The organism is Paraburkholderia sp. J41 (assembly GCF_905220235.1).
Lineage (GTDB): Bacteria > Pseudomonadota > Gammaproteobacteria > Burkholderiales > Burkholderiaceae > Paraburkholderia.
Map to the genome: position 1 here is coordinate 400956 of NZ_CAJMZE010000001.1, position 25052 is coordinate 426007.

Sequence of the window (25052 nt, forward strand, 5' to 3'; positions counted from 1 at the left end):
CGCGCTTCGAGCGCAGCTTCGTCGCGCGGCTTTCCGGACGTCATGACGGCGTTCGGAAAGCCGCGCGAGCTTCGGCATTCCGGAACACGACAACCCCATTGACACCATGAATATCTATAGCAGGCTGAAGGGATGGATGATCGCGCCCGCCGTGATCGTGGCGCTCGGGACCTGTGCGGCGCTCGCGACGGTGTTGCAGTTCAGCCTGCGCGCCTACGTGCCGGGCTCGCTCGACGTGGGCGGCCTGACGCTGGAAAATTTCACCGGCCTGACCCGGATGATCTACCTGAACGCGCTGTGGAATACGCTGCGTTTGAGCGTGGAAACGATGGTGTTTTCGCTGCTGCTCGCCTATCCGCTCGCGTATGCGCTCGTGCGCGTGCGCCGTCGCGCGCTCAAGTCGATCATTCTCATCTTGTCGCTCACGCCGCTGTTTCTGGGCGAGATCGTGCGCACCTATTCGTGGACGGTCGTGCTCGGCAGCAACGGCTTCATCAACACGGTGTTGCGCAAGCTGGGTCTGATCGACTGGCCGGTCGATCTCATGTTCACGCATTTCGGCGTGGTGCTCGCGCTCGTACACGTGACGATTCCCGTCACCGTGCTGATGCTGGGCGCCGCCATTTCGCACATCAACCGCGACTACGAACGCGCGGCGCAAAGCCTGGGCGCGAATCCCGTGCGCATCTTCGTCACGGTGACGCTGCCGCTTTCCATGCCCGGCATTCTCGCGAGTTCCACCACGGCATTCGCGTGGACGTTCAGCGCGTTCGCCACGCCGCAAATGATCGGCGGCGGCCGCGTGCCGACGATTTCCACGCTGGTTTATCAGCTTGGCTTGTCCTCGCTGAATTTTCCGCTGGCCGCGAGCCTGAGCATTATCGGTCTCGCATTGACCGCGGTTTCGCTGCTCGTGTTCGGCAAGATGACCGCGCGCCTCAAGCGGATAGGAGGACATTGAGATGACGATCAGACACAGCTTGCCCTTGCCGTTGCGCATTGCCGGTCCCGTGCTCATTTGCGTGATCCTTGCGTTCCTGTTGTTGCCCGTGTTCGTGGTCACGCTGGCGGCGTTCAACGACAAGGCCATTCTCTCGTTTCCGCCCGAACACTGGTCGTGGCACTGGTTCGCGCGCGTGCTGACCTATGCGGATTTCCAGGCGGGATTCCGCTCGAGCCTGATCGTCACCGCATGGGCTTCGGCGCTCGCGCTGGTGATCGGCGCGGGCGTGGCCGTTACCGTGAAACGACTCGATTTCAGGGGCAAGGACACGCTGCAAGCGATCCTCACGATGCCGATGGTGGTGCCGCAATTCACCATCGGGCTTGGCCTGCTGATTCTCGTCGCGCAGATCGGCGCGGATCGCGGCTATGCGATTCTCGTGCTGTGTCACGTGATTCTGGTGCTGCCGTTCGTGTTGCGCAGCGTCTATGTGTCGATGGAAAACCTCGACGAGCGGCTCGAACATGCGGCCGCGAGTCTGGGCGCGCCGCCGGTGAAAGTGCTGTTCACCGTGGTCGTGCCGTTGCTTGCGCCGGGTCTGTTCGGCGGCTGGCTGTTCGCGGCCATTCTCTCGTTCAACGAATTCACGGCTTCGCTTTTCATCACGACGGAAAGCACGCAAACGCTGCCGGTCACGATGTACAACTACGTGCGCGAGTTTGCCGATCCCACGCTGGCGGCGCTTTCGGTGGTGTATATCGTGGTCACGGCAAGCCTGCTGGCCTTTGCCAATTACTTCCTCGGTCTCGGCAAGATACTGAACATCGAGGAAAGCCGTTGACGCGAATGACCGCGATCCGCTCGAACGTTGCCGACTACCGCGAGGCCGCGCGGCGCTTTCTGCCGCGCTTCGCCTTTGCGTATCTGGAAGGCGGCGCGGAAAACGAAATCACGTTGCGGCGCAATCGCGCCGCGTTCGAAGCGCTCGCGTTCGAGCCGCGCGTGCTGCGCGACGTTTCCACGCTCGATACGCGCACGACGCTCGCCGGCCAGGCGGCGGCCTGGCCCGCCGTGGTCGGACCGACCGGCATCAACGGCCTGTTTCGCCGCGCCGCCGAAGAAGCGCTCGCACGCGCGGCGCAAAAGGCGGGCTTGCCGTTCGCATTGTCGACGGCTTCCACGAGTTTGCTCGAAGACGTGCGCAACGTCACCGAAGGCGATTTGTGGCTTCAGCTATACGTGCAGCAGGATCGACGTATCGCGGAGAACCTCATGGCGCGTGCGCGCGCCGCGAAGTTTTCCACGCTGATGCTCACCGTCGACACGCCGGTTCTCGGCCAGCGCGACGACTATGCGCGCACGGGCTTTGCCATGCCGGTGCGCTGGACGCCCGCGCTTCTTTGGGATCTCGCTACGCATCCTCGCTGGCTCGCGGCGGTCGGCATTCACGGTCAACCGAGACTCGTGAACCTGTCGCGCAGCGCGCGGCTGGGCGCCGGCATCGAAGACCGCACCGGCACGCGCACGCATCGCATGGACCTGACGCTGAACTGGCGCGACGTCGCGTGGTTGCGCAGGCATTGGCAGGGCAGGATCTTGCTGAAGGGCATTCAAGGCGCGAGCGATGCGCGCCTCGCATTCGCGCACGATGTCGATGGCGTGGTGCTTTCCAATCACGGCGGGCGTCAGCTCGACGGCGCGCGCAGCCCGCTGGATCTGCTCGGCGAAGTGGTGGCCGATGCGCCGCGCGGCGCGGAAGTTTTCGTCGATGGCGGCATTCGCCGTGGCAGCGATATCGCCAAGGCCGTTGCGCTGGGCGCGCGCGGCGTGCTGCTCGGCCGCGCGCCGCTTTATGGGTTGGCGGCGGCGGGAGAAGCGGGCGTGACCGATGTGCTCGCCATGCTGCACAAGGAGTTGCAGACCTGCATGCGATTGCTCGGTTGTCCTGATCTTTCCGCGCTCACCTTCGACTTGCTGACCGCGCATGGCGCGGCGGCGGCGCGAGAAGCCGCCGCCGCATGAGCGCCCGGTGGCCGCTGCAAGGCGATCAATAGCCGCGCCGCAGATCGACCTGACTCGCCGGGGCGCCGCCATTCGATACGCGCACCAGATTGTCGGCGATCTGCTTCGCGGCGGAAGCGGGAATGGCCACCGAAGCCAGGTGCGGCGTGATCAAAACGTTGGGCATCGACCACAGCGGATCGCCGCTCGGCAAGGGCTCGCGTTCGAACACGTCGAGCGTGGCCGAACCAATGTGGCCGCTTTGCAGCAGTTCGGTCAGCGCCAGTTGATCGACAACGGCGCCGCGCGCCACGTTGATGACGGCCGCGCCATGCGGCAACCGTTGCAGGCGCGCGCGATCGAGCAGGCCGTTCGTGTCGGCGGTGAGCGGCAGCATGACGACGAGAATATCGGCCTGGCTCAGCACGGCGTTCAGCGCGTCGAGGCCCGCATGGCACTGCACGCCTTCGATCCGCCGCGGACTGCGCGACCAGCCCAGCACCGTGAGTCCCTGGCGTTGCAGTTCGCTCGCGGCCATCGCGCCCAGTTCGCCCAGACCGAGCACGGCCACGCGAATGTCCCCGGGATTGCGCGGGTGGCGATACGCCCATTCGCCGCGCCGCTGCGCCGCTTCGAAATACGGAATGTCGCGCGCGTGACGCAGCGTGGCGAAGAGCACGTAGCCCGCCATCATGCGCGCCATGTTCGGGTCGCTGATGCGCGTGATGGGCACGTGCGCGGGCAGGTCGTCGCGCGAGGCGAGCGAGTCCACGCCCGCGCCCAGATTGACGATCAGCTTCAGTTGCGTCATCGGCTGGAAAAAGCCGGCGGGCGGCTTCCAGACCAGCGCGTAGTGGATATGTTCAGGATTGCCGACTTCGTCGGCCTGCACGACGCGCAGCGCGGGAAGCTGCGATTGCAGCGCGCGTTTCCAGATGCCGAAGTCGTCGAACTTGCTGTAGAAAACGAGTGTGCCGAGCGAGGGCGAGGCGTGGGGATTCGTCATGAAAGATGGCGTTCAGGCCCGGATCAGCCGCGCGATGGCCTCGATGGCGAACTCGTAGCCGTCGCCGCCCAGGCCCGCGATCACGCCGTCGGCGGCCTTCGAAATATAGGAGTGGTGGCGAAAACTTTCGCGCCGCCAGATGTTGCTCATATGCACTTCGACGATTTTTCCCGGAAACGAAAGCAGCGCATCGAGAATCGGCACCGAAGAATAAGTGAGTCCCGCCGCGTTGATGACGATGCCGCTCGCCGTGCCGCGCGCCTCCTGAATCCAGTCGACGAGTTGGCCCTCCCAGTTCGACTGCACGAAACGGAGCGTGAGATTCAACGCGGCGGCCCTGGCTTCGCAGCGCGCCTTGAGCGTGGGAAAGCTGTCGGTGCCGTAGACCTGGTTGGCGTCCAGCCCGTAAAGGTTGGCGTTGGGACCGTTGAGAAACCAGACGGTCGAGGCGGAAGAAGTATCGGTCATGAGCGACGGTTCAAGGCTCGAAAGGAAGCGTGATTTGCAGGGCCGCAAGCGTCTGCACGCGCGCGTGCCAATGCGCGGCCTGCGGGTGCGTGTCGCGCCATTGCAGTTGCGCGAAGCGAAAGTCGAGATAGCCCAGTGCGCACGCAATGGCGATCTCGCCGATGGTGAGCGCCGCCGCGGCGAGCGCGCCGGCTTCCTGCTCGATCGCGTCGAGGCACGCCCGCACCTTCACGAGTTGCGCGGCGCGCCACGCGTCCCATTGCTTTTCGGCGGGGCGCGCGGTGTATTCGTAACGCGCGAGCAAGGCCGCGTCGAGCAGGCCGTCGCCGAGCGCCTGACGCCGGAGCGCCAGCCAGCGCGCTTCTGCGCTTGCGGGAAACAGGCCGCATTCGGGCTTGAGGCTGGCGAGATATTCGCAGATCACGCGGCTGTCGTAGAGCGTGCGGCCGTCGCCGAGAATCAACGTGGGGACTTTCGCCACGGGATTGTGCGCGGCGATGCGGCCGTCGCGAACGACGGGATTCGCGGCGCTCGGCAGCAGCGCGATGTGTTCGGCAAGACCCAGCAGATGCGCGCAAACCATCACCTTGCGCACATAGGGCGAGGTCGGCGCGTACAGCAGTTGCATCGAATTCGCGCTCACGGTACGAGCACCAGTTTGCCGAACACGTCGCCGCTTTCGAGCAGCCGGTGCGCGTGCGCGGCCTGGGCGAGCGGCAGGCTTCGATGCACGCGCGGGCGCACGCGGCCTTGCGCGACCAGCGGCAGCACGCGTCGTTCGATGAGGCGCGCCATGCGGGTTTTTTCGTCGTCGGTTTGAGGGCGCAGCGTCGACGAATGCAGACTCAATTGCTTTTGCATGAGCGTGAGCAGTTCGATGTCGACTCGCGAGCCTTGCAGGAACGAGAGGCTCAGATGACGTCCGCCGAATGCCAGCGCGTCGAGGTTGCGGCGCACGTAGTCGCCGCCGACCATGTCGACGACGACGTCCACGCCGCGCCCGTTGGTCGCTTCGCGGCACGCGGCCACGAAGTCGGTTTCGCGGTAGTCGAGCGCGAGCGCCGCGCCCATCTCGCGCAGCGTGCGGAGCCGGTCCGCGCGGCCCGCGGTGGCGATGACGGTCGCGCCCGCCGCGTGCGCCATGCGAATCGCGAGCGTGCCGATGCCGCCGGCCGCGCCGTGAATCAGCACGGTTTCGCCCATCTGGAGCGCGCCGAGTTCGAACAGGTTGTGCCAGATCGTGAACAGCCCTTCGGGCAGCGCGCCGGCTTCGGCGTGCGCGAGCGTGTCGGGCACGGGCAGGCAATGGTCCGCGTGGGCCAGGCACCACGGCGCGTAACCGCCGCCGGGCAGCAAGGCCATGACGCGTGCGCCGGGCGCGAACCGTTGCATGCCGGGGCCGCACGCCGCGACTTCGCCGCAGGCTTCGAGGCCGAGCACGTCGGTCACGCCGGGCGCGGGTTTCGCGCGGCCTTCGCGCTGCATGATGTCGGGCCGGTTGACGCCGGCCGCGAGCACGCGCAACAGCACCTGGCCGGGGCCGGGCGCGGGCACCGCGCGTTCGGCCAACGCGAGCACTTCGGGGCCGCCGGGCTCGCGGGCCACGACGGCTTGCATGGAAAGGGGAATCGTCATCGTCGAGTTGTTCTTCGAAATACTCAAGCCGTGGCTTCCGCGAATACCGTCATGTTGCGCGGCGGCAGCGCGAGCGCCGTTACCGTGCCGATCGGGAAGCGCTCGATGGAGTCGAGGCCCGCCGTGCGCACCATCACGCGTTGCGAACCTTCCACGGCGGCATTCACGTCGACGTAGGTATCGACGTGATCGCCCTGAAAAACGTGATTGACCACGGTGCCGGTCAGCACCGAATCGGCGCCGAGCGGCTCGAAGCGAATATGTTCGGGGCGCACGTAAATGTCCATGCGGCCGCCCGCGTGCGCGCCGCCCACGAGGCGTTCGCGCTCGACGCTCACGAGACCCGCGCCCAGACGCAGATGCAGATGCGTGGCGTCCTCGCCGTGGAAATGCGTGGGCAAGATGTTCACGTCGCCGAGGAACGACGCCACGAACGGATCGGTCGGGCGCCGGTAAATCTCGTCGGGCGTGGCGATCTGGCAAATGCGGCCGCGCGACATCACGGCAATGCGGTCCGACATGCTGAGCGCCTCGCCCTGGTCGTGCGTGACGAACACGGTGGTGACGCCGAGCTCGCGCTGAATCTCGCGAATCTCCACCTGCATCGCGCCGCGCAAGCCTTTGTCGAGCGCCGAGAACGGCTCGTCGAGCAACAGCACTTTCGGCTTGATGACCAACGCGCGCGCGAGCGCGACGCGCTGCTGCTGGCCGCCCGAAAGCTCGCGCGGCTTGCGATGCCCGAGGCCGCCCAGCTTGACCAACTGCATCGCGGCTTCCACGCGCTCGGCGATTTCCGCCGCCGGCACGCCGCGCATGCGCAGCCCATAGCCGATATTGCGCGCGACGTCCATGTGCGGAAACAACGCGTAATTCTGGAACACGATGCCGATCTCGCGCTCGTGCGGCGGCAGGTCGGTCACGAGATTGCCGTCGATGAAGATTTCGCCCTGATTGGCTTGCGTGAAGCCCGCGATCAGGTTGAGCAGCGTGGTCTTGCCGCAGCCCGAGGGGCCGAGCAGCGTGAGGAATTCGCCCTGGCCGATTTTCAGCGAAAGGTCGTGCAGGATCGTCTGCTCGCGGTATTTGGCCACCACGCCTTCCATGCTGACGGCAACCGGCGTGCCGGGTGTCGGGCTGGCGGGGTTGCGGGCGGATAGATCGACAGATGTCATGAATGTCTCGTTGGCAAGCGGGGCGTCGTGCGTCGACACGGTGCGGACCGGATAAAAAATCTGCATCAAAGGATACGAGAAAAGAAACCGCGCGAGCTTTGCGAATCCTGATGCCCGGCGTCGGAAAAACGGATGCGATATCCGGGAGGCCGAGCGCCTCGCCGGGCCGCCGCGTTGCGCTTCGCTGCCGTCACCCCTTTGGTTTTTCCGACGCTGCGCCTTTAAAAATGCTGGTTATCAGCGGCGCGCACCTTGAGCACACTTTCACTCCAATGAACCGCCTGCTCGAACCGGGCAGGCGGGTTCGGATGCTTTCCCCCGGCGCCTGCGCGGGTCGGGCGCGAGATCGAATCGTCTCCGTCTTTTTTTCAGGGTCAAAAATGTCAGTTGAAGCAATCGATACGCTCGTGATCGGGGCAGGGCAGTCCGGCATTGCCATGAGTGAGCATCTCTCGGACATGAACGTGCCGCATATCGTGCTCGAACGTAAGCGCGTGGCGGAGCGGTGGCGTTCGGAGCGTTGGGATTCGCTGGTCGCCAATGGCCCCGCGTGGCACGACCGCTTTCCGAACCTCGAATTCGACGATGTCGGCCCCGACGTTTTTCCGCCGAAAGAGCGCATGGCGAAGTATTTCGAGGACTATGCGAAGATGATCGAAGCGCCGGTTCGCACCGGCGTGGAAGTTACGCGGGTGAAGCGCTGCGACAACCGCCCGGGCTTTATCGTCACGACTTCGCACGGCGTGATCGAGGCGCAGCGCGTGGTGGCCGCGACGGGGCCGTTCCAGGTGCCGCAATTCCCGAGCATCGTGCCCGCCGATGCGGGCGTTCAGCAACTGCATTCGTCGGCGTACAAGAATCCCGGCCAGCTCGCCGACGGCGCGGTGCTCGTGGTGGGCGGCGGCGCTTCGGGCTCGCAGATCGCCGAGGAATTGCGCGCTTGCGGCAAGACCGTGTATTTGTCGATCGGCGAACACTATCGTCCGCCGCGCTCGTACCGCAACCGCGACTACGTCTGGTGGCTCGGCGTGCTCGGCAAGTGGGACGAGATCAAGATCAAGCCGAAGAAGAAGCACGTGGCGTTCGCGGTAAGCGGCTACGACGGCGGCAAGACGATGGATTTCCGCCGCCTCGCGCACAATGGCATCACCGTGCTGGGTCTCACGAAGGGCTACGAAAACGGCGTGCTGCATATCGAAAGCGATCTTGCGGCGAATATCGCGGCCGGCGACGAAGCCTATTTCGACGTGCTGCGCGAAGCCGATGCCTACGTCGAGCGTAATGGCCTCGATTTGCCGCCGGAACCCGAAGCGTGGAAATTGCTCGATAATCCCGCGTGTATCGCGGCGCCCATTCTGGAACTCGATCTCGCGAAGGCCGGCATCAAGACGATTGTCTGGGCCACGGGTTTCAAGTTCGACTTTAGCTGGCTCGAAGTCGACGCCTTCGACGAAAACGGCATGCCGTTCCACAAGCGCGGCATTTCGGCGGAAAGCGGCATTTATTTTCTGGGCTTGCCGGAATTGACGAATCGCGCGTCGTCGTTCATTTACGGCTGCTGGCACGACGCCAAATACATCGCCGATCACATTGCGCTTCAGCGTAATTACGTGGCGTATGAGAAGCTATAAGCCGCACTGGTTTTTTTAAAGCCCGTAGCGGCGCGCGCAAAGCTTTCGAATTGCCAGTCAGTTCATTTCAACTCTCTCAGGTCACGTCATGAATACGCCGTCGAGCAAGGACATGCTTGCCACGCTGATTGGATTTCCCACCGTCAGTTGCGACTCGAATCTCGAGCTTATCGAATTCATCCGGGCTTACCTGGCCGATCTGGGCGTGGAGAGCGAGCTGTTCTACAACGATGCGCGCACGAAGGCCAATCTGTTCGCGACGATCGGGCCGCAAACCGATGGCGGCGTGGTGCTCTCCGGCCATACGGACGTCGTGCCGGCGGCGGGGCAGGCGTGGACGGTCGCGCCTTTCGAACTCACCGAGCAAGACGGCCGGCTGTATGGGCGCGGCACGGCGGACATGAAGGGTTATCTGGCTTGCGTGCTGGCGGCGGTGCCGTTGTTTTTGCAGCGGCCGCTTGCCGTGCCGGTTCATCTCGCGTTTTCTTATGACGAGGAAATCGGTTGCGTCGGCGTGCGGCCGTTGTTGGCGGAACTGCAAAAGCGCGGTTTGCGGCCGGCGGTGTGCGTGATCGGCGAACCCACGGAAATGCGGCCCGTGCTCGGGCATAAAGGAAAAATGGCGATGCGTTGCTGCGTGCGCGGCGCGGCGTGTCATTCCGCGTATGCGCCGTTAGGCGTCAACGCCATTCATTACGCGGCGCGCCTGATCGACAAGCTCGAACAGATCGGCGAAATGCTCGCGCAACCGGAGCATCACGACGCGCGTTTCGATCCGCCGTTTTCGACCGTGCAGGCCGGGCTGATTCGCGGCGGGCGCGCGCTCAATATCGTGCCGGCCGAATGCGATTTCGACTTCGAGGTACGCGGGATTCCAGGCTTCGACATTCAGAGCGTGGCGCAGCAGCTCGAAGCCTACGCAAGCGAAACCCTGCTGCCGAAAATGCGCGCGGTGCAGCCGGACACCGATATTCGCTTCGAGCCGCTCAACGCGTATCCGGGACTCGCCACGGACCCGCAGAGCGACGGCGCGCGTCTGATCGCGGCAATCAGCGGCGTGGCGGCCGACGCACGCGCGTTCGGCACCGTGGCGTTCGGCACCGAAGGCGGCCTGTACGACGCGGCCGGCATTCCCGCCGTGGTGTGCGGCCCCGGCAGCATGGATCAGGGCCACAAGCCCGACGAGTTCGTGACGCTGGAGCAACTCGCGCGCTGCGACGCGATGATGGCGCGCCTCGCCGGTCTGCTCGCGAAGTAAGCGCGCAAGGCACGACGCGCGGCGCGCGGCGCGCGGCGCATTTAACCGTCCGTCGAAACGGTGACGGTTTCCCACGCGCGAATTTCCTCCGCGAATGCCGAGAGCTTGCCGCGCACGAGGCCGAGCGCGTCGCTGCCGAGCAAAAGATGCGCAGGCGGCTTTTCCGAGCCGATGGCCGCGAGCATCGCGCGCGCGGCCTTCTTCGGATTGCCGGGCTGCTTGCCGCTTTTTTCCTCGCGCGCCTTGCGGATCGGATCGAATACCGCGTCGTAGTCGGCGATCGAACGCGGCGTGCGCGCCATCGAACGGCCTGCCCAGTCGGTGCGGAACGAACCCGGCGCCACGGCGGTCACGGCGATGCCGAACAACGCTACTTCCTTGCCGAGCGCCTCGGAGATGCCTTCGAGCGCGAACTTGCTGCCGCAATAGTAAGCAATGCCTGGCATTGTGATGTGGCCGCCCATCGACGTGATGTTGAGAATGTGGCCGCGCCGCCGCTCGCGCATGAAGGGCAGCACGGCCTTCGTCATCGCCACCGCGCCGAATACGTTCACGTCGAATTGACGCCGCATTTCGGAAAGCGGCGACTCCTCCATGATGCCTTCGTGGCCGTAGCCCGCATTGTTGACGAGCACGTCCACCGGTCCCACGCTGGACTCGACATGCGCCACCACGGCGTCGATCGCATCGAAGTCGGTGACGTCGAGCACGACACCCACCGCGCGCCGGGTGTCTTTCGCGTCTTTTGCGCCCTGTGCCGCGAGCGATTCGAACTCGCGCCTGGCTGCCTCGCCGCGCACCGTTCCCACGACCGTATGGCCCGCGTCCAGCGCTTCTTGCGCAAGGGCGCGGCCAAAGCCGCTGCTTACGCCGGTGATGAGCAGAATCTTGCTGGTTGCCATCGAAGCTTCTCCCGAATAACGTTTGGAAAGTGCATACTAGTCTGGCGACTCCCGGCGGGTAAGTCGAATTCCGTTGAATTTCTTGCACAAAACTATGAGCGCCAAACGCACCGATCTTTCCGCGCGCAGCCAGAAGCGCATGGCCGCGCTGCTGCGCGCGCTCGCGCCTGAAGAGGGCTACAACCTCACGGCGTTGCCGAGCGTGCGCATTCTGCGCGCCAATCGCGCGCTCGCGCGCACGCCGGTTCTGTACGATCCCGGCATCGTGATCGTTTGTCAGGGGCGCAAGCGCGGTTATTTCGGCGAGCAGCTTTATCTCTACGACGAGCATCACTACCTCGCGGTGTCCGTGCCCGTGCCGTTCAGCATGGAAACCGACGCCACGCCCGAGCGTCCGCTGCTTGCGCTTTATCTGCATCTCGACTTCACGCTCGCCGCCGAACTCGCGGCGCAGATCGACGGCGAAAGCGCGGGATTGCATGACGAGGCGCATGACGAGGCGCATGACAACGCGCATGACAACGCGCGCGTGGCAGCGCCGCAAAGCATGATGTCGACGCCGATGGACGACGCGATGCAGATGTCCGTGTTGCGCTTTCTCGAGGCGCTGCATCGTCCGCTCGAAGCGGCGGTGCTGGGTCCGGGTTTGCTGCGCGAGTTGTATTTTCGCGTGCTGACGGGCGCGCAGGGCGGCTCGATGCGCGCGGCGCTGGCGATGCGCGGGCAATTCGGCCGCATCGGCAAGTCGCTGCGCCTGATTCACGCGGGCTATGCGCAGTCGCTCGACGTCGCGCAACTCGCCCGGGCGGCGGGCATGAGCGTGCCGAGTTTTCATAGCCACTTCAAGACGGTCACGCAGGTTTCGCCGATGCAGTACGTGAAGTCCACGCGGCTGCATCAGGCGCGCTTGTTGATGGTGCGTCAGGATCTGACCGCCGAGGCCGCGAGTCATGCGGTGGGTTACACAAGTGCTTCGCAGTTCAGCCGTGAATTCAAGCGTCTGTTTGGCTTGACGCCCGCGGCGGAAACCCGGCGCATGCGTGAGAGTTTCGCGCTGCCCGAGGCGTTCGCCGGCGCGGTCTATGTTGCGTCGCATTGAGCTTGAGCGCAAAGCGCGAGCGGCCACCCGATATAATCGGCGGATCGTTCAACGAGGACCAAACATGAAATCACTGATCGCTTTACTTGCCGCGGCGACCGTCGCTTCCAGCGCATTCGCCGCCAATCCCGTCGAGAAGCTGCCCTCGGGCGTGGTGGTCGAGCAGCTCAAGCAGGGCACCGGCCCGCAGCCCACCGCCGACGACGTGGTGCGCGTGAACTATCGCGGCACGCTCGCCAACGGCACCGAATTCGACGCTTCCGCGAAGCACGGCGGCCCGGCCACGTTTCCGCTCAACCGCGTGATTCCGTGCTGGTCCCAGGGCGTGCAGAAGATGAAGGTGGGCGGCAAGGCCCGGCTGACTTGCCCGGCGGCCACCGCCTACGGCGATCGCGCCGTCGGCCCGATCCCGCCGAACAGCGAGCTGACGTTCGAAATCGAACTGCTCGGGATCGGCGAGCAATAATCGGCATCGGTACGGCAGCAAAAGCGCGCGGCTCGCGCGCTTTTTTCGCGCCTCCTTACGCAACTAACTGCCGATCCCGGGCGCTTCATTCGAACACCGCCATCCGAACGCCGGCTTCCGGCGCATCGCGAAGCGCCATCAGCGTCGTTCGGGAGCGGATCGACCGGCGCTGCTAAGGACGCCAGCGATACACCACCACGCTCGTGCCGTTGTAGTTATCTTTCGTTATCACATATTCGCCGGTCGAGCGCAGATACGCGCGAATGCCGTACATCGAATCGACGTCGTTACCCACGTCCATCGCCGTGGGATTCGAGTTGGTGAGCGTCGTGACCAGGCTGCCCGTGTTCAGATCGTAGACGTCGACGTTCGGTACGGTATGCACGTAACCGACGAACAGATAATGGCCCGCCGCCGCAATCGACTTGGGGTTCGCGCTCGCGAGATTGATGACGGGGCTCGGCGCGCCCGTATTGCCCGCCTTCCAGCCGCGATAGACCTCGATATGCCCGTTCATCGCCGTCCAGTCGACGCTTCCGGGAATGCCTTGCGCGAGGATCATCGTGTCGCTGTCCGACTGATAGACGATGCGCGCGAGCGGCAACGAGGTGCGCGGTATCTGCGTCGTGACGGCCGCGCCCCACGAGGGCTTTCCCGTGGCATCGAAACCCGCGAGCGGATAGTGATAGATCTGGTTGGTGCGGTCGAGGCCGGCCCACACGTCGCCGTTGCCGTCGATCGCAAAGCCCGCCGTCACGGTCAGGCTCGTATTGAACGGCTTGCCCGGAATCGAGCCGTCGGGAATCGCGATGTAGCCGCTCGACGGACTGAAGTGATAGAAGTTGAACGTGTCGGGGTTTTGGCCCGACGCCACGAGAATGCGGTTGCCGCCAACCGAAACGATCTGCCCGAAGTGTTGCCCGCGCTGATAGTCGTTCATGTTCAGGCGCGGATCGGTCGGATAAGTGAACGGGTCGATCGTATTCGCGACGAAACTGCCGCCCGCCGTGCCCGTGTAGACGTTGTTGCCGCTATAGAAGTACGCACCGTCCGTGGCCGGATCGGGCGCCGCCACCGCTTCGAAATTCAGCGCCTGCAAGGTCCATTGCAACGCGCCGGCCGGGTTGTACGACTGAATGTGCGTGCTGCCGTTGCGGCCCAGATCCCAGCCGCCGCCCCACGCGTTGTCGAGCACGTAAAGATTGCCGGTCGAGTCCTTGCCGATGCCCACCACGCGCATGAGGCGCTTGTCGCCCACTTGTCCCTTGATGCCCGTCGTGGTGTCGAGATAGCCGCCTTGCACGCCGAAGGTGCCGACCTGCGCGGGCGCGCCGGCAAGCGTGTAGAGCTTGATGTTCATGTCGGGGCCTTCGTCGCCCACGAGCAACTGGTTCGTCGAAGCGTCGAAGTCGAGCGCCGATGGCCGCGCGCCCGCAGCCATCTGGATCGTGTTCATCGCCGCGCCCGCCGCGCTGAATTGCGCCACGACGCCCGCGCTCTGGCGCGCGACCCAGAGGTTGCCCGCGCTGTCGACGGCCAGCGCGCCAGGCTGCTGCACGGCGATGTCGCGTTGCCAGACGCCGTCGGTCGTGTAGACGCGCACACGGTTGCCGTAAAAGTCGCTGACGTAAAGCAGCGTGCCGGACGTCGCGAGTCCGGTGATGACGTCGGCATATTGAATGCCGGTCCAGGTGCTCACGGGAATGCGCAAGTCCTGCGTGTTCGAGCTGCGGTTGTAGCGGCCCACCGAGCCGCTGCCGAAGGTGCGGTTATAGCCGAGCGCAACGAAAATCGACGTGGCGTTGCCCGTTATCGCGCCGCCCTGGAACTCGTCGTGCGCGCCGAGGGTGCCGAGCAGCGCACCGTTTTGGTACATGGCCACGCCGCCCGCGTTTTCGTCCCAGCGAGATGACGTATAGATGACACCTTCGGGCGCGACCCACATGGAGCGCGCGCCGTTGCCCACGTGCGACGCTAGCGTGCCGTGGGTGTTGGCGAGCCAGTCGGTCGTGTATTGCGCGTGCGCGGCGGCTGCCAGCGCGGCGACGAAGAGGCCCAGCAAGGCCGCGCGAATCCGTTTCGTACTCATGCGAAATAGGTCCTTGAAGGCGCGCCGCGAGTGTTTTCACGCACGGCGCATAAGACGATCGACATTGAAAAAACGCCTTGTTTGCAGCGGTATTTCTTGCTTTTCGCACGCTCAGGGAGTGTACGCAGAAAACCCGAATCGACTTCTCCGGGACGGCAAGCTCGGCAGTCATTCGCGTGCGCGCGTGTCGAACGATGCAACATGACTGAGCGCTCGCGGCCGGTGCGCGAACCCTGCGCATGCGCAGTGCCGCGTTTTCGCCGGCATGCGTTCGAGTCTATGGCCGTTCGTAAGCGTGCGGGATTCGTGTATAGTCAGATTGCTGGAGATGGCGTTCCTCCATTAACCACCGCGCGTTCGTTCGCGGTTAATGACGCCTACAGTTACTGACCGTCGTCGGAGCTGTGGGCGCTTGTCTCAGCTCTCATTCGCAGTTCTTCGCCGGTCAGCCCGAAATTTTTCTGCACCTGACCATGCACCGATTTCGCCGTCTGGAACCATTCGATCTGCCGCCGTATTTCGGGGCATGGCGGCTCGCCGCCAGTCTTGTCACGGCGCTCGCCGCTGGCGGGCAGTGGCTTCGGCGCGGGGTTTTCAGGGCCACGAACATGCCGGTCGTCACGACACTCATGGCGACCGGATTATTCAGTGCCGATATCGGCCCCCTCGCCGTCATCGGCTGCGCGAGCGCGTGCCGGTTTTCCGGCCATGGTTTCGACACGTCTAAAAGGAGCTTCCCATGCAGGGCTATCAGTTGACGTTTTTCACCGAGCAAAGCCGTCGTCACGAGCACATGCCGGTCTGCGACTGGCTGCTGAAGTTCGCGGAACGCCACGGCGCCGTGGGCGGCACGCTGATGAACGGCGCGGAAGGATTCGACCATGCGGGCCGCTTTCATTCCGCGCATTTTTTCGAAATGGCCGATCAACCGATCGCGGTCACGATTTCCGTCGACGAGGCCGCGTGCCAGCGCTTGATGGAGGCGCTGGCACAAGAGGACATCGACCTCGCCTATGTGAAGGTGCCGGTCGAATTCGGGCGCGTCGGGCGCGCGGCGGGTTGATTCGAGCGAGCCGGTGCGGCTCAGTTCGAACGGCGCAGTTGTTCGTCGATCGTGCGCGTGAGCGGCGAATCGACGTCGCCTGTGTGCTTCGTCCGCACCGGCTCGATCAGCACGATCCAGCATTCGTCATCGGCAACGGGGTTGTGCTGCGTGCCGCGCGGCACGACGTGGATCGACCCGGCGGGCAGCTCGACGACGCGTCCGCCTTCGTATTCGATCTTCAGATGCCCGCGCACGACGAAGAATAGTTCGTCCTCCTGAGCATGGTCGTGCCAGACGAGCTGGCCGCGCACTTTCGCGACTTTCACGTATTGATCGTTGACTTGCGCGACGACCTTGGGCGACCAGTATTGCGTGATATCGGCGAACGCGGCTTCGAGGTCGAACGATTCCGCGAACGGCGCGGCAAGCGGCGTGAGAGCCATGATTATTTCCAGGTGGGAATGACGGAAACGGCGAGCAGCAAGCCCATCGCGAGATTGAGCATGCGCCAGTGGCGCGGCGTGCGAAAGAGCCGGGCAAGCACCACGCCCAGCGCGCACCACAGCGCGAGCGAGACGCACGCGGCCACGCCGAAGGCCGCGCCGAGCAGCAGGGCGAGTCGCGCGGGACTGGGCGCGAGCGACGCGAACGAGGCGGCCGCGCCCATCGTCATCGCCCAGCTTTTAGGGTTCAGCCAGAGCAGCAGAAAACCATTCGCCAGCGTGACGGGCTGCGCCGGGCCGCCGCTGGACGCGCCGGCATGGGGCGGCCCGCTGCGCGCGATGCGCCACGCGAGCCACAGCAAATACGCGGAGCCGAGCGCTTTCACGGCGGTTTGCAGCGTGGGCGCGGCAAGCAGAAGGCCGCCTAGCCCGAACGCGGCGACGGCGGCGAGCAGCGCGAGCCCCAGCGCGATGCCGAGCATCAGCGGAACGGAGCGCGCGAAGCCGAAGCGCGCACCGGAGGCGGTGGCGAGCGTGGTGGCGCCGCCGGGCGTCACGGTCGCGACGACGACGAACAGAAGCAGGGGCAGAACGGAAGCCATCGGCGGTTCAAAGGTGCGAGCGTGGGCGAGACCTGCACTCTACGGACCCTTCATGCATTATCAAAACCAATAATCTTGATGCGATGCATTACGCGGCATAATGCGTGAATGATCCGCAATCTCGACCTCGCCCTGATCCGCACCTTTGTGGCCGTTGCCGACGGCGGCAGCATGACCGTGGCCGCCAACCTGTTGCACATGACGCAGGGCGCCGTGAGCCAGCAGGTGAAGCGTCTCGAAGACCTGCTCGACTGCCTGCTGTTCGTGCGCAAGGCGCGCAAGCTGGAACTGTCGCGCCAGGGCGAGCAATTTCTCGTGAAGGCGCGCCAGTTGCTGCGCCTGAACGACGAAATCTGGGCCGATATGAGCGGTCAGGCGCTGCGCGGCAGCTTGCGCGTGGGCGTGCCATACGATCTCGTCACACCGCTCGCGCCCGCGATGAAAGCGTTCGCCGAGGCAAATCCGCTCGTTGAAATCTCGCTCGCATGCGCGGCGTCGCCGGAACTGGGCGAGGCGGTGGAAAGCGGCCGCGTGGACGTCGCGCTGGTCGAATACGCGGCGAGCGAAGCGCAGGGCGAGGTGATTCGCGTCGAGCCGCTCGTATGGGTGACGGGTCGCGGCAGCGATGCCTGGCAGAAACGGCCGTTGCCGCTTTCGATGGTGGACGAGCGCTGCGCATTTCGTCCCGTGGTGCTGGGCGCGCTCGCGGATGAAGGCATTGCGTGGCGCACGGTGTTCGAGAGCGGCAACATCGAGGCCACGGCCGCGACGGTGCGCGCGGGCCTCGCCGTCACGGCCTGGCTCGTTTCCACGGTGCCGGGCGATCTGGAAACGCTTGCGCCGCATGCGGCCGGTTTGCCCGCGCTGCCGCCGTTCGCGATTTGCCTGCGTTTGCCCGCGGCGGTGCAGCCGGCCGCGCTGGAATTCGCGCGTTGCGTGCGCGAGTCGATGGCGGGCGACGCCCGCATGGCGCGCGCGGGGTTGGCGAAAGTGGCTTGATCAGCGCGTCATGGCGGCCCGTTTGCGCGCCTTGCTGCCGCGCGGCGTGAGAGAGGCGAGTCGTTGCATGTCGTTCATGGCGGCTTCCTTTGCGGCCGGTCGGAAGATCGGCGGCCACGTTACGGCAGGACGAATGCAGCAAACTCAAAGCTGCGGATCGAGCATGGCGACCACGCGTTCCAGCAGTTTTTCGGTCAGGGGGCGGCGGCGCCAGTCGTCGAGCGTGATGCGCTTCGCGTGAGCCACGTCCTCGTCGAAAATCGCGGTCTGGCGGCGCGCGAAATCGTGATCGTAGATGTTGAGATTGGCTTCGTCGTTGAGCTTGAACGAGCGGTTGTCGAAGTTCGTCGAGCCGACCGACACCAGAAGTTCGTCGACCACGATCAGCTTGCAGTGGAACATCGTCGGCTGGTATTCGTACATCTCGACGCCGGCCGCAAGCAGGTCGCCCCAGCACGCGCGCGACGCCTCGCGCACCGTATGCGTGTCGATGCGTTTTCCCGGCGTGATGATGCGCACCTTCACACCGCGCTTCGCCGCCTCGACGATCGCGTTGATCGTGAGCTTGTCGGGCACGAAGTACGCGCTCGACAAATGAATGGAATGCGTGGCGGCGGTGATCGCCATCAGATACATGAGCTGCATGTCGTCGCTGCCGCCCGAGGGCGAACTGCTGAACATGTGCGCGCGGCCGTCGCCCGCGGCGTCAATGGCCGGAAAGTAATGCTCGCCGTGCAGCACGTTGCCGGTGGCCTTGACCCAGTTGTCCATGAACACCGCCTGCATCTGGCCGACCACGGGGCCTTCGACGCGAAAGTGCGTGTCGCGCCAGTGCTTTTCGTTTTGCGCGTGACCGGTCCATTCGTCGGCGATTCCCACGCCGCCCGTGAAGCCGATATAGCCGTCGATCACGAGCAGCTTGCGGTGCGTGCGGTCGTTCATGCGGCCGAGGCCGGTCCAGTGCGGCTTGTGATACTGAATGACTTCCGCGCCTGCTTCGCGCAGCATGCGCAGATAGCGCTTGTCCATTTTCGACGAACCCACCCAATCGAGGAGCACATGCACCGCAACGCCCGCGCGCGCCTGGTCGGAGAGCGCCGTGGCGATTTTCTCGCCGATGCCGCCGGACCAGTAAATGAAGGTTTCGAAGGTGATGGTGTGGCCCGCCGCGCGAATGCCTTCCAGCATCGACGGAAAAATCTCGTCGCCATTGATAAGGACGTCGAAACGATTGCCGCCGACGACGGGCGGACCGAGCAGCAGGCCCATCGAGCGCTGGAACTGCGGATCGTCGCTCGCGTAAAGGCGCTCGATCTTGTGCTCGATTTTCTTTTCGCCGCTCGTGAGATTCGCGATCACCAGCACGACAATGAGCGTGATCACGACCGTGAGGAGAATCAGGGCAATCGTTGGCATGCACGGGCCTCGCGTAGCGAACCTTTGTCCGGGCCTTGTAGTGTACGAGCGTTCCGGTTTGGGGATAGTCTCGGTGTCCTTTCGTCCTTTCGCGCCTTTTCCAACCTGCCGGCGGCGCGAAAGGCGTCATCGCCGAAATTCGGGCGAACCAGGCGTTTCGGTGCTTCAAGATGAGACCGATTTAAGCCGATTGCCGTTTTCCTTCTTCAAGTGAGTGAGATGAACGCACGTATCGAAATCAAAGCCCTCGTGTTCGACGTATTCGGCACGGTTGTCGACTGGAGAAGCGGCGTGGCACGAGACGTCGCGCCTTTTCTAAAGCGTTACGCGCCGCATGTCGATGCATTCGACTTCGCGGATCAGTGGCGGCGCGAGTATTCGCCGTCGATGGAGGAAATCCGTAGCGGACGCCGGCCCTACACGCGACTCGACGTGCTGCATCGCGAGAATCTCGTGAAGGTGTTGAGTCGTCATGGCATCGCGGGAGCCGCCGAAGCGGAAGTCGATGCGCTCAATCTTGCATGGCACCGTCTGGACCCCTGGCCGGATGCCGTGCCGGCGCTGCATCGACTGAAGCGTGAATTCATCGTGGCGCCGTTGTCGAACGGCAATATCCGCTTGATGGTGGACATGGCGAAGCGCGCCGGTTTGCCGTGGGACGCCATTCTCGGCGCGGAAGTGGTGCGTGCCTATAAGCCGTCGCCGCAGGTCTACTCCGGCACCGTGGAGATTCTCGGCCTCGCGCCGGCCGAACTCTGCCTCGTGGCCGCGCATAACGGCGATCTCGCGGCGGCGCGGCGGTGCGGTTTGAGCACGGCTTTCGTCGCGCGGCCCACGGAACACGGGCCGCATCAGACCACCGATTTGAACGCGCAAGCCGACTGGGATTTCGTGGCCGGCGATCTGAACGAACTCGCGGATCAACTGGGTTGTGCGAGTTGAAACCCGCGCCAGACGAGGCACGTGAGCGGGAGGTCGCCGCACATGCGACGAGTGCGCTTTCGCAACAACATATTGATCGAGTCGATCAAGATTGACAGCGCATGCGATTGCGCCGATCGTGTGCTGCACACGAACCCCTGCGAGGCGAACATGCGAGCCGATCCTCAATCTCCGGGCGCGACCGGGACCGATCCCGCGCTGCACTATTTGCGCACGTTCTGGGAAGCGGAAGGCGGCAGTGCGCCGCTGCTCGATGCCGTGAGTCTGGGCGGCGCGGGCGAGTTGATCTCGGCGTTTCGCGTGACGGACTTCGCCACGGCCGCGGTGGCGGCGGCCGGCGCCGCGGTCGCGGAATTGCTGCTCGCCGGGACCGGCGCGTTGCCGGCCGTGCGCGTGGACCGGCGCATGGCTTCGCTTTGGTTCGGCACTTCGTTGCGTCCGCAAGGGTGGACACTGCCGCCGGTATGGGACGTGGTGGCCGGCAACTATCGCGCGCGCGATCGCTGGATTCGCCTGCATACCAATGCGCCGCATCATCGGCAGGCCGCGTTGTCGGTGCTCGATTGCGCCGTGGACCCGCAAGCGGTCGCGCGCGCCGTGAGCCGCTGGGACGCGGCGGCGCTCGAAGCGGCCGTTGTCGAGCGCGGCGGTTGCGCGGCGGCCATGTACTCGCAGCAGGAGTGGGCGGCGCATCCGCAGGGCCGGTCGGTGGCCGCCGAGCCGTTGCTCTACGTACACAGGACGGGCGAAGCCGCCGGGCGCGCATGGCGGCCCGCGCGAGACCGGCCCTTGCGCGGCGTGCGCGTGCTCGACCTGACGCGCATTCTGGCCGGGCCGGTCGCCACGCGCTTGCTCGCGGGCCTGGGCGCGGACGTGCTGCGTATCGACCCTCATGGCTGGGAGGAGCCGGGCACGGTGCCCGAGGTCGTGCTCGGCAAGCGGTGCGCGCGTCTGAACCTGAAGATGCGCACCGATCTCGACACGTTGAAGCAGTTGCTGCGCGAGGCGGATATCGTCGTACACGGCTACCGCGCCGACGCGTTGGCGCGACTCGGTCTCGGCGCCGAAGAAAGGCGCCGCCTGAATCCAGCGTTGATCGACGTGTCGCTCGATGCGTACGGCTGGACCGGCGAATGGCGTTACCGGCGCGGCTTCGACAGCCTCATCCAGATGAGCGCGGGCATTGCCGATGCGGGCATGCGCATCGCGCAAAGCGACAAGCCGGTGAGCTTGCCGGTTCAGGCGATCGACCATGCGACCGGCTATCTGCTGGCGACGGCCGCGTTGCGCGGGCTCACGACGCGCTTGACGCAAGGCGTGGGCACGGAGGCGAGGGCGTCGCTTGCGCGCACGGCCGTGGTGTTGTCGTTGCGGACGGAGCCGATGAGCGAGGTGGTCGCGCTCGAGCCGGAGGTGCCGGAGGATCGGGCGGCGCAAGTCGAGAACACGTCGTGGGGACCGGCCGTCAGGCTGTATCCGCCCTTGCAGGTGGAAGGCGCGCCGTTGGTGTGGTCATATCCGGCGCGGGCGTTGGGCGAATACGAAGCGCAGTGGCTCGCGCAAGCATGAACGCGCTGAATGCGCGGGGGCTTGGGTGCGGAAGGCTATATGGATTTCGCTGGTCGCGTGTTTAATGCGCTGGGAGGCCGCGAAGCAACCGCCCTGTCGGTTCGAAAAAAATGATTCGGTTTCCTAACGATTCAGATAACGGCTCGCAATCGTGCCATGAAAGACCGGCTCGACGGGGCCAGTCAGGATCACGCCATCGTTACCGTTCCATTGCACGTTGACGGTGCCGCCGTCGCATTGCACATCGACGGTAGGATTCAGCAGACCGCGCCGCATGCCGTTGACCGCCGCGCCGCAGCAGCACGAGCCGGAACCGGCCGGAATGCCGCCGCCGCGTTCCCAGATGCGCAGGCGGATTCGATTGCGGTCGATCACCTGAACGAAGTGTACGTTGGTGCCGTCGGGGAACAGCGGGTCGGTTTCGATCCGCGCGCCAAGTGCCGCGACGTCGACCATCGTCACGTCGTCGACCAGGAAGGTGCAATGCGGATTGCCCATGCTGCAAGCAATGGGACCGCCCGGCAGCGGCAACGCCTGCGTGTCTGCCGGCACGGCGAGCGGAATGTCCGACCAGGCGAATAAAGGCTTGCCCATGTCGATCGAGATGCGCTGCGCCGAATCGCGCACGCAACTGAGCAAGCCACGGCCGGAGCGCAACACGACAGAGGCCGTACCGGCTTCGCGCATGAGCAGATCGGCCACGCCGCGCGATGCGCTGCCGCAGGTCGCGAGCGGCGATCCATCAGGATTCCAGAACATGATGCGCGCAGCCGCATCGTCGCAATCGAACATGACCGCAAGCTGATTGAAGCCGATGCCGCGATGCCGGTCGCCAATACGGCGGACGAATTCGCTCGTGATCGAATGCGTTTTGCCGCGCAGGTCGATGACGACGAAGTCGTCGCCATTGGCGTGCATTTTCACGAACGGAAGCGTCATGATGCGTCCTGCTCAGGCGATGGTTTCGACAAGCTGACCGAGGCGGCGAATCGCCATCTCCATGTCGCGATCGAAGGGTTTCGGGCAACTGAGCCGGATAAACGAATCGAACCGGTTCGAATTGGAAAAGATGAAGCCGGGCGCGACGCGTATGCCTTGTGCGAGGGCCGCTTCGAACAGCTTCTCGGAGTCGATGTTTTCCGGCAGCGCGACCCACAGCAGCAGGCCGCCAGCCGGCGGGCTCAACCGCGTGCCATGCGGAAAGTAACGCGCCACGGCGTTGCAAGTGTCGTCGCGCTGCGCGCGCAAGCGCTCGCGCAGCCGGCGCAAGTGCCGGTCGAAGTCGCCGGTGCCGATGAATTCGGCCGCGACGAGTTGCGGCAAGGTTTCGCTGAGCCGGCTTTGCGTGAACTTCAGCATTTTCACGCGGCTATGCCAGCGGCCCGCGGACATCCAGCCGAGGCGCATGCCGGGCGCGAAAACCTTGCTGAGCGACGGGCAATAGATGACGTTGCCTTCGCGGTCCCAGGACTTGATCGGTCGCGCCGCGCTGCCCGGCTCGACGAGTTCGCTGTAAGGGTCGTCCTCGATGATGGCCACCCCATGACGCGCGCACAGTCGCACCAGTTCCGCCTTGCGCTCGTTGGGCATGACGCTGCCGAGCGGATTCTGCAAGTGCGGCACGACGACCAGCGCTTTGACGGTTGGGTACGCGCTCAGCGCCACGTCGAGCGCTTCGAGCGAAATGCCGGTGGTGGGGCTCGTGGGAATCTCGAGCGCGCGCAGGCCGAGGCTCTCCAGAATCTGTAGCAAGCCGAAGAACGCGGGGGATTCGATGGCGATGGTGTCGCCCGGCTGAGCCACGGCGCGCAGCGCGAGGTTCACCGCATCCACGCCGCCCGAGGTCACGATCACTTCGTCGGGCGAGATCACGACATCGTGGGACAGCGCGCGCTTTGCCATCGTCTGCTGGAATTCGGCGGCGCCGCCGGGCGTTCCCGGCTCGGTCAGCAGCGTGGGCCGCCGCCGCAACAGGCGCATGGTCAGCGATTGCAGGCGCGCGGTCGGATAGAGTTGGGCGTCGGCTGTCGCGCCGCCGAGATTTAGCGCATCAGGAAATGCATGCGCGTGTTCGATAACGCGGGAAATGGTTTCGTGCAAGCCAACGAATTGCGCACCGGATGGCAACGATGTGACTTCGGGTTCCTGAACGCCCGCCAGTTTCGACGCGACGGCCGGCCGCACGAAGTAACCGGCGCGCGGTTTCGCCAGCAGCCAGCCAGCGTCTTCAAGGCGCCTGAGCGCTTGTAGCGTGGTGGAGAGACTGACGCGATGCTGCTTCATGAACGCGCGCACGGACGGCATGCGGTCGCCGGGCGCGAGCGTTCCCGCTCGAATAATGCGGCGATAGTGTTCCGCGAGGCGCTCGTAGAGCGGTTCGTCGGGCATCGGCAGATGCGTGCGCGGGTCGTCGTGGGAAAGCGGCATTGCGTCGATCTTGCTCGAAAGCCCGCTGAATCGCCAGATACAGAGAATGCGGATTTCAACCGAAACAGTCGAGCATTCTCGCGGCGTGTTACGCAACAGATTGCGCGTTGTTGAGTCTACCGCAAGCCTGGTTTTGGCCAGTACGCTCAAGCGATTTCACGTACCGGAGCGAAACGCCAATGGACACGCAACAGCGCCAGTATCTTCCCAACCGGATGCACGTGATTCGCGTGAAACGCGGCAGCGCCATCGTGGCGCTGGACGGCGTGTTGCGGTTGAGCTATCGCGACGAATCGCTGGACTGGCTGCTCGATTCCGCGCCGGCGATGTCGCGTTTGCTGGAAGAGGGCGAGCATTACGTTTTTTCTTCGCACGGCTATGTCGAGATTTATGTTTCCGGCGCTGTCGCGGTGACGGGTCTGATGTTGCCGCCGTCGACGGCGAAGCCGTGGACGGTTGCGCTCGCGTGGATTGTTTCGTGGGACTTGTTACGGCGCTTGGGGCGCTTGCGGCGCAATTCCGCTGAAAAGCAGCGGGTTAATTCATAGTTCGCACGCGAGTCGCATGGCTCATGATAGGACGATGATTCGTCGAATTCGATCGCGGTTCGATCGAATGGATTCGGCGAATCTTGCGAGGAAAATCATGGACCGTTTGACTGGCATTGCGTTTTAGGGCAACGCATGCATTGAGTCGAGTCGAATGGCACTAATTAGATTTTTTTGGAGCGTCCCATTGCGAAGCGATGCAGATTGTGCTGGGCTTGGGTGTGACATGTCCCTGTTCCGCGGCGCGACGGGGCGTTTTTCCGCGGTTCCGGCGTGTTCAAAAAAATATTCTAGATTCGCTTGACGGGTGATCTTAGGCCCTGCATAATTCGCCTCCCTGCTTGATGCAGCGCGAAAAAAACAGCGGCACTAACGCAGTTTTATAGCGAAT

The 25052-nt window shown here is 64.6% G+C and carries 24 protein-coding genes and 1 riboswitch; of the genes, 12 read left to right on the top strand and 12 right to left on the bottom strand.

Annotation, left to right across the window (positions count from 1 at the left end):
• The first annotated feature begins 106 nt into the window (after window positions 1–106).
• The 3 genes from U5805_RS01760 to U5805_RS01770 are packed head-to-tail and all read left to right on the top strand — an operon-like array spanning window position 107 to window position 2965.
• Window positions 107–961 carry an ABC transporter permease gene (locus tag U5805_RS01760; RefSeq protein ID WP_322101702.1) on the top strand — a complete coding sequence of 285 codons (855 nt, stop codon included), beginning with the start codon at window positions 107–109 and terminating at the stop codon, window positions 959–961.
• A gap of 1 nt (window position 962) precedes the next feature.
• Window positions 963–1784: an ABC transporter permease gene (locus U5805_RS01765; protein WP_322101703.1), complete on the top strand. Its 822-nt coding sequence runs from the start codon at window positions 963–965 to the stop codon at window positions 1782–1784.
• A gap of 5 nt (window positions 1785–1789) precedes the next feature.
• A complete protein-coding gene (locus tag U5805_RS01770) occupies window positions 1790–2965 on the top strand; it encodes an alpha-hydroxy acid oxidase (RefSeq protein ID WP_322101738.1) in 1176 nt (391 codons plus the stop codon).
• 25 nt (window positions 2966–2990) lie between these two features.
• Here U5805_RS01770 and U5805_RS01775 read toward each other — a convergent pair whose 3' ends face one another.
• From U5805_RS01775 to U5805_RS01795, 5 genes are read right to left on the bottom strand one after another with little or no spacing between them, the layout of a single operon-like run.
• The gene (locus U5805_RS01775; RefSeq protein ID WP_322101704.1) at window positions 2991–3950 is read right to left on the bottom strand and encodes a glyoxylate/hydroxypyruvate reductase A; all 960 of its coding nucleotides are present in this window, start codon (window positions 3948–3950) and stop codon (window positions 2991–2993) included.
• Between the two features lie 12 nt (window positions 3951–3962).
• On the bottom strand, window positions 3963–4418 hold the full coding sequence (locus U5805_RS01780; protein WP_322101705.1) for a type II 3-dehydroquinate dehydratase: 456 nt from the start codon (window positions 4416–4418) through the stop codon (window positions 3963–3965).
• A gap of 10 nt (window positions 4419–4428) precedes the next feature.
• Window positions 4429–5046 (bottom strand): glutathione S-transferase N-terminal domain-containing protein, encoded by a 618-nt coding sequence (locus U5805_RS01785; protein ID WP_322101739.1) that lies wholly within the window; start codon window positions 5044–5046, stop codon window positions 4429–4431.
• Window positions 5047–5057: 11 nt separating this feature from the next.
• On the bottom strand, window positions 5058–6080 hold the full coding sequence (locus U5805_RS01790) for an NAD(P)H-quinone oxidoreductase (protein ID WP_322101706.1): 1023 nt from the start codon (window positions 6078–6080) through the stop codon (window positions 5058–5060).
• Entirely contained in the window at window positions 6077–7225 is a 1149-nt protein-coding gene (locus tag U5805_RS01795; RefSeq protein WP_322101707.1) for an ABC transporter ATP-binding protein, read from the bottom strand. The genes U5805_RS01790 and U5805_RS01795 overlap by 4 nt, the downstream gene beginning before the upstream one ends.
• 380 nt (window positions 7226–7605) lie before the next feature.
• On the opposite strand from U5805_RS01795, the gene U5805_RS01800 reads away from it, so the two are divergent.
• Window positions 7606–8856 carry an NAD(P)/FAD-dependent oxidoreductase gene (locus U5805_RS01800; protein WP_322101708.1) on the top strand — a complete coding sequence of 417 codons (1251 nt, stop codon included), beginning with the start codon at window positions 7606–7608 and terminating at the stop codon, window positions 8854–8856.
• A gap of 88 nt (window positions 8857–8944) precedes the next feature.
• The gene (argE, locus tag U5805_RS01805) at window positions 8945–10114 is read left to right on the top strand and encodes an acetylornithine deacetylase (RefSeq protein WP_322101709.1); all 1170 of its coding nucleotides are present in this window, start codon (window positions 8945–8947) and stop codon (window positions 10112–10114) included.
• Between the two features lie 41 nt (window positions 10115–10155).
• On the opposite strand, the gene U5805_RS01810 is transcribed toward argE, so the two are convergent.
• The gene (locus U5805_RS01810) at window positions 10156–11016 is read right to left on the bottom strand and encodes an oxidoreductase (protein WP_322101710.1); all 861 of its coding nucleotides are present in this window, start codon (window positions 11014–11016) and stop codon (window positions 10156–10158) included.
• Window positions 11017–11110: 94 nt separating this feature from the next.
• Here U5805_RS01810 and U5805_RS01815 point away from each other — a divergent pair, with 94 nt between their 5' ends.
• Entirely contained in the window at window positions 11111–12115 is a 1005-nt protein-coding gene (locus U5805_RS01815; protein ID WP_415914517.1) for an AraC family transcriptional regulator N-terminal domain-containing protein, read from the top strand.
• Between the two features lie 64 nt (window positions 12116–12179).
• A complete protein-coding gene (locus U5805_RS01820) occupies window positions 12180–12581 on the top strand; it encodes an FKBP-type peptidyl-prolyl cis-trans isomerase (RefSeq protein ID WP_322101711.1) in 402 nt (133 codons plus the stop codon).
• 172 nt (window positions 12582–12753) lie between these two features.
• On the opposite strand, the gene U5805_RS01825 is transcribed toward U5805_RS01820, so the two are convergent.
• Window positions 12754–14670 (bottom strand): SMP-30/gluconolactonase/LRE family protein, encoded by a 1917-nt coding sequence (locus U5805_RS01825; protein ID WP_322101712.1) that lies wholly within the window; start codon window positions 14668–14670, stop codon window positions 12754–12756.
• 315 nt (window positions 14671–14985) lie between these two features.
• Window positions 14986–15057, top strand: a riboswitch (Fluoride riboswitch).
• A gap of 352 nt (window positions 15058–15409) precedes the next feature.
• On the opposite strand from U5805_RS01825, the gene U5805_RS01830 reads away from it, so the two are divergent.
• Window positions 15410–15733: a DUF190 domain-containing protein gene (locus tag U5805_RS01830; RefSeq protein ID WP_322101713.1), complete on the top strand. Its 324-nt coding sequence runs from the start codon at window positions 15410–15412 to the stop codon at window positions 15731–15733.
• 20 nt (window positions 15734–15753) lie between these two features.
• Here U5805_RS01830 and U5805_RS01835 read toward each other — a convergent pair whose 3' ends face one another.
• Together U5805_RS01835 and U5805_RS01840 are read right to left on the bottom strand one after the other, a co-directional pair.
• Window positions 15754–16158, bottom strand: a complete 405-nt coding sequence (locus U5805_RS01835) for a cupin domain-containing protein (RefSeq protein WP_322101714.1) — start codon at window positions 16156–16158, stop codon at window positions 15754–15756.
• Window positions 16159–16160: 2 nt separating this feature from the next.
• Entirely contained in the window at window positions 16161–16760 is a 600-nt protein-coding gene (locus tag U5805_RS01840) for a LysE family translocator (RefSeq protein ID WP_322101715.1), read from the bottom strand.
• Window positions 16761–16868: 108 nt separating this feature from the next.
• Between U5805_RS01840 and U5805_RS01845 the strand changes: the two genes are divergently transcribed.
• On the top strand, window positions 16869–17759 hold the full coding sequence (locus tag U5805_RS01845; protein ID WP_322101716.1) for a LysR substrate-binding domain-containing protein: 891 nt from the start codon (window positions 16869–16871) through the stop codon (window positions 17757–17759).
• 144 nt (window positions 17760–17903) lie between these two features.
• Here the strand turns inward: U5805_RS01845 and cls are convergent, their stop codons facing one another.
• A complete protein-coding gene (gene cls, locus U5805_RS01850) occupies window positions 17904–19175 on the bottom strand; it encodes a cardiolipin synthase (RefSeq protein WP_322101717.1) in 1272 nt (423 codons plus the stop codon).
• Window positions 19176–19394: 219 nt separating this feature from the next.
• On the opposite strand from cls, the gene U5805_RS01855 reads away from it, so the two are divergent.
• Together U5805_RS01855 and U5805_RS01860 are read left to right on the top strand one after the other, a co-directional pair.
• A complete protein-coding gene (locus U5805_RS01855) occupies window positions 19395–20117 on the top strand; it encodes a haloacid dehalogenase type II (RefSeq protein ID WP_322101718.1) in 723 nt (240 codons plus the stop codon).
• Between the two features lie 150 nt (window positions 20118–20267).
• On the top strand, window positions 20268–21686 hold the full coding sequence (locus U5805_RS01860) for a CoA transferase (protein ID WP_322101719.1): 1419 nt from the start codon (window positions 20268–20270) through the stop codon (window positions 21684–21686).
• Between the two features lie 123 nt (window positions 21687–21809).
• Here U5805_RS01860 and dapF read toward each other — a convergent pair whose 3' ends face one another.
• On the bottom strand, window positions 21810–22625 hold the full coding sequence (gene dapF, locus U5805_RS01865; protein ID WP_322101720.1) for a diaminopimelate epimerase: 816 nt from the start codon (window positions 22623–22625) through the stop codon (window positions 21810–21812).
• Between the two features lie 12 nt (window positions 22626–22637).
• Window positions 22638–24113 carry a PLP-dependent aminotransferase family protein gene (locus U5805_RS01870; protein ID WP_322101721.1) on the bottom strand — a complete coding sequence of 492 codons (1476 nt, stop codon included), beginning with the start codon at window positions 24111–24113 and terminating at the stop codon, window positions 22638–22640.
• Window positions 24114–24292: 179 nt separating this feature from the next.
• On the opposite strand from U5805_RS01870, the gene U5805_RS01875 reads away from it, so the two are divergent.
• Window positions 24293–24661, top strand: a complete 369-nt coding sequence (locus U5805_RS01875) for a hypothetical protein (protein ID WP_322101722.1) — start codon at window positions 24293–24295, stop codon at window positions 24659–24661.
• Window positions 24662–25052 lie beyond the last annotated feature (391 nt).

Coding starts and splice junctions, on each gene's coding strand:
- U5805_RS01760 (WP_322101702.1), top strand. CDS start 107: ATGAATATCTATAGCAGGCTGAAGGGATGGATGATCGCGCCCGCCGTG.
- U5805_RS01765 (WP_322101703.1), top strand. CDS start 963: ATGACGATCAGACACAGCTTGCCCTTGCCGTTGCGCATTGCCGGTCCC.
- U5805_RS01770 (WP_322101738.1), top strand. CDS start 1,790: ATGACCGCGATCCGCTCGAACGTTGCCGACTACCGCGAGGCCGCGCGG.
- U5805_RS01775 (WP_322101704.1), bottom strand. CDS start 3,950: ATGACGAATCCCCACGCCTCGCCCTCGCTCGGCACACTCGTTTTCTAC.
- U5805_RS01780 (WP_322101705.1), bottom strand. CDS start 4,418: ATGACCGATACTTCTTCCGCCTCGACCGTCTGGTTTCTCAACGGTCCC.
- U5805_RS01785 (WP_322101739.1), bottom strand. CDS start 5,046: ATGCAACTGCTGTACGCGCCGACCTCGCCCTATGTGCGCAAGGTGATG.
- U5805_RS01795 (WP_322101707.1), bottom strand. CDS start 7,225: ATGACATCTGTCGATCTATCCGCCCGCAACCCCGCCAGCCCGACACCC.
- U5805_RS01800 (WP_322101708.1), top strand. CDS start 7,606: ATGTCAGTTGAAGCAATCGATACGCTCGTGATCGGGGCAGGGCAGTCC.
- argE (WP_322101709.1), top strand. CDS start 8,945: ATGAATACGCCGTCGAGCAAGGACATGCTTGCCACGCTGATTGGATTT.
- U5805_RS01810 (WP_322101710.1), bottom strand. CDS start 11,016: ATGGCAACCAGCAAGATTCTGCTCATCACCGGCGTAAGCAGCGGCTTT.
- U5805_RS01815 (WP_415914517.1), top strand. CDS start 11,111: ATGAGCGCCAAACGCACCGATCTTTCCGCGCGCAGCCAGAAGCGCATG.
- U5805_RS01820 (WP_322101711.1), top strand. CDS start 12,180: ATGAAATCACTGATCGCTTTACTTGCCGCGGCGACCGTCGCTTCCAGC.
- U5805_RS01825 (WP_322101712.1), bottom strand. CDS start 14,670: ATGAGTACGAAACGGATTCGCGCGGCCTTGCTGGGCCTCTTCGTCGCC.
- U5805_RS01830 (WP_322101713.1), top strand. CDS start 15,410: ATGCAGGGCTATCAGTTGACGTTTTTCACCGAGCAAAGCCGTCGTCAC.
- U5805_RS01835 (WP_322101714.1), bottom strand. CDS start 16,158: ATGGCTCTCACGCCGCTTGCCGCGCCGTTCGCGGAATCGTTCGACCTC.
- U5805_RS01840 (WP_322101715.1), bottom strand. CDS start 16,760: ATGGCTTCCGTTCTGCCCCTGCTTCTGTTCGTCGTCGTCGCGACCGTG.
- U5805_RS01845 (WP_322101716.1), top strand. CDS start 16,869: ATGATCCGCAATCTCGACCTCGCCCTGATCCGCACCTTTGTGGCCGTT.
- cls (WP_322101717.1), bottom strand. CDS start 19,175: ATGCCAACGATTGCCCTGATTCTCCTCACGGTCGTGATCACGCTCATT.
- U5805_RS01855 (WP_322101718.1), top strand. CDS start 19,395: ATGAACGCACGTATCGAAATCAAAGCCCTCGTGTTCGACGTATTCGGC.
- U5805_RS01860 (WP_322101719.1), top strand. CDS start 20,268: ATGCGAGCCGATCCTCAATCTCCGGGCGCGACCGGGACCGATCCCGCG.
- dapF (WP_322101720.1), bottom strand. CDS start 22,625: ATGACGCTTCCGTTCGTGAAAATGCACGCCAATGGCGACGACTTCGTC.
- U5805_RS01870 (WP_322101721.1), bottom strand. CDS start 24,113: ATGCCGCTTTCCCACGACGACCCGCGCACGCATCTGCCGATGCCCGAC.
- U5805_RS01875 (WP_322101722.1), top strand. CDS start 24,293: ATGGACACGCAACAGCGCCAGTATCTTCCCAACCGGATGCACGTGATT.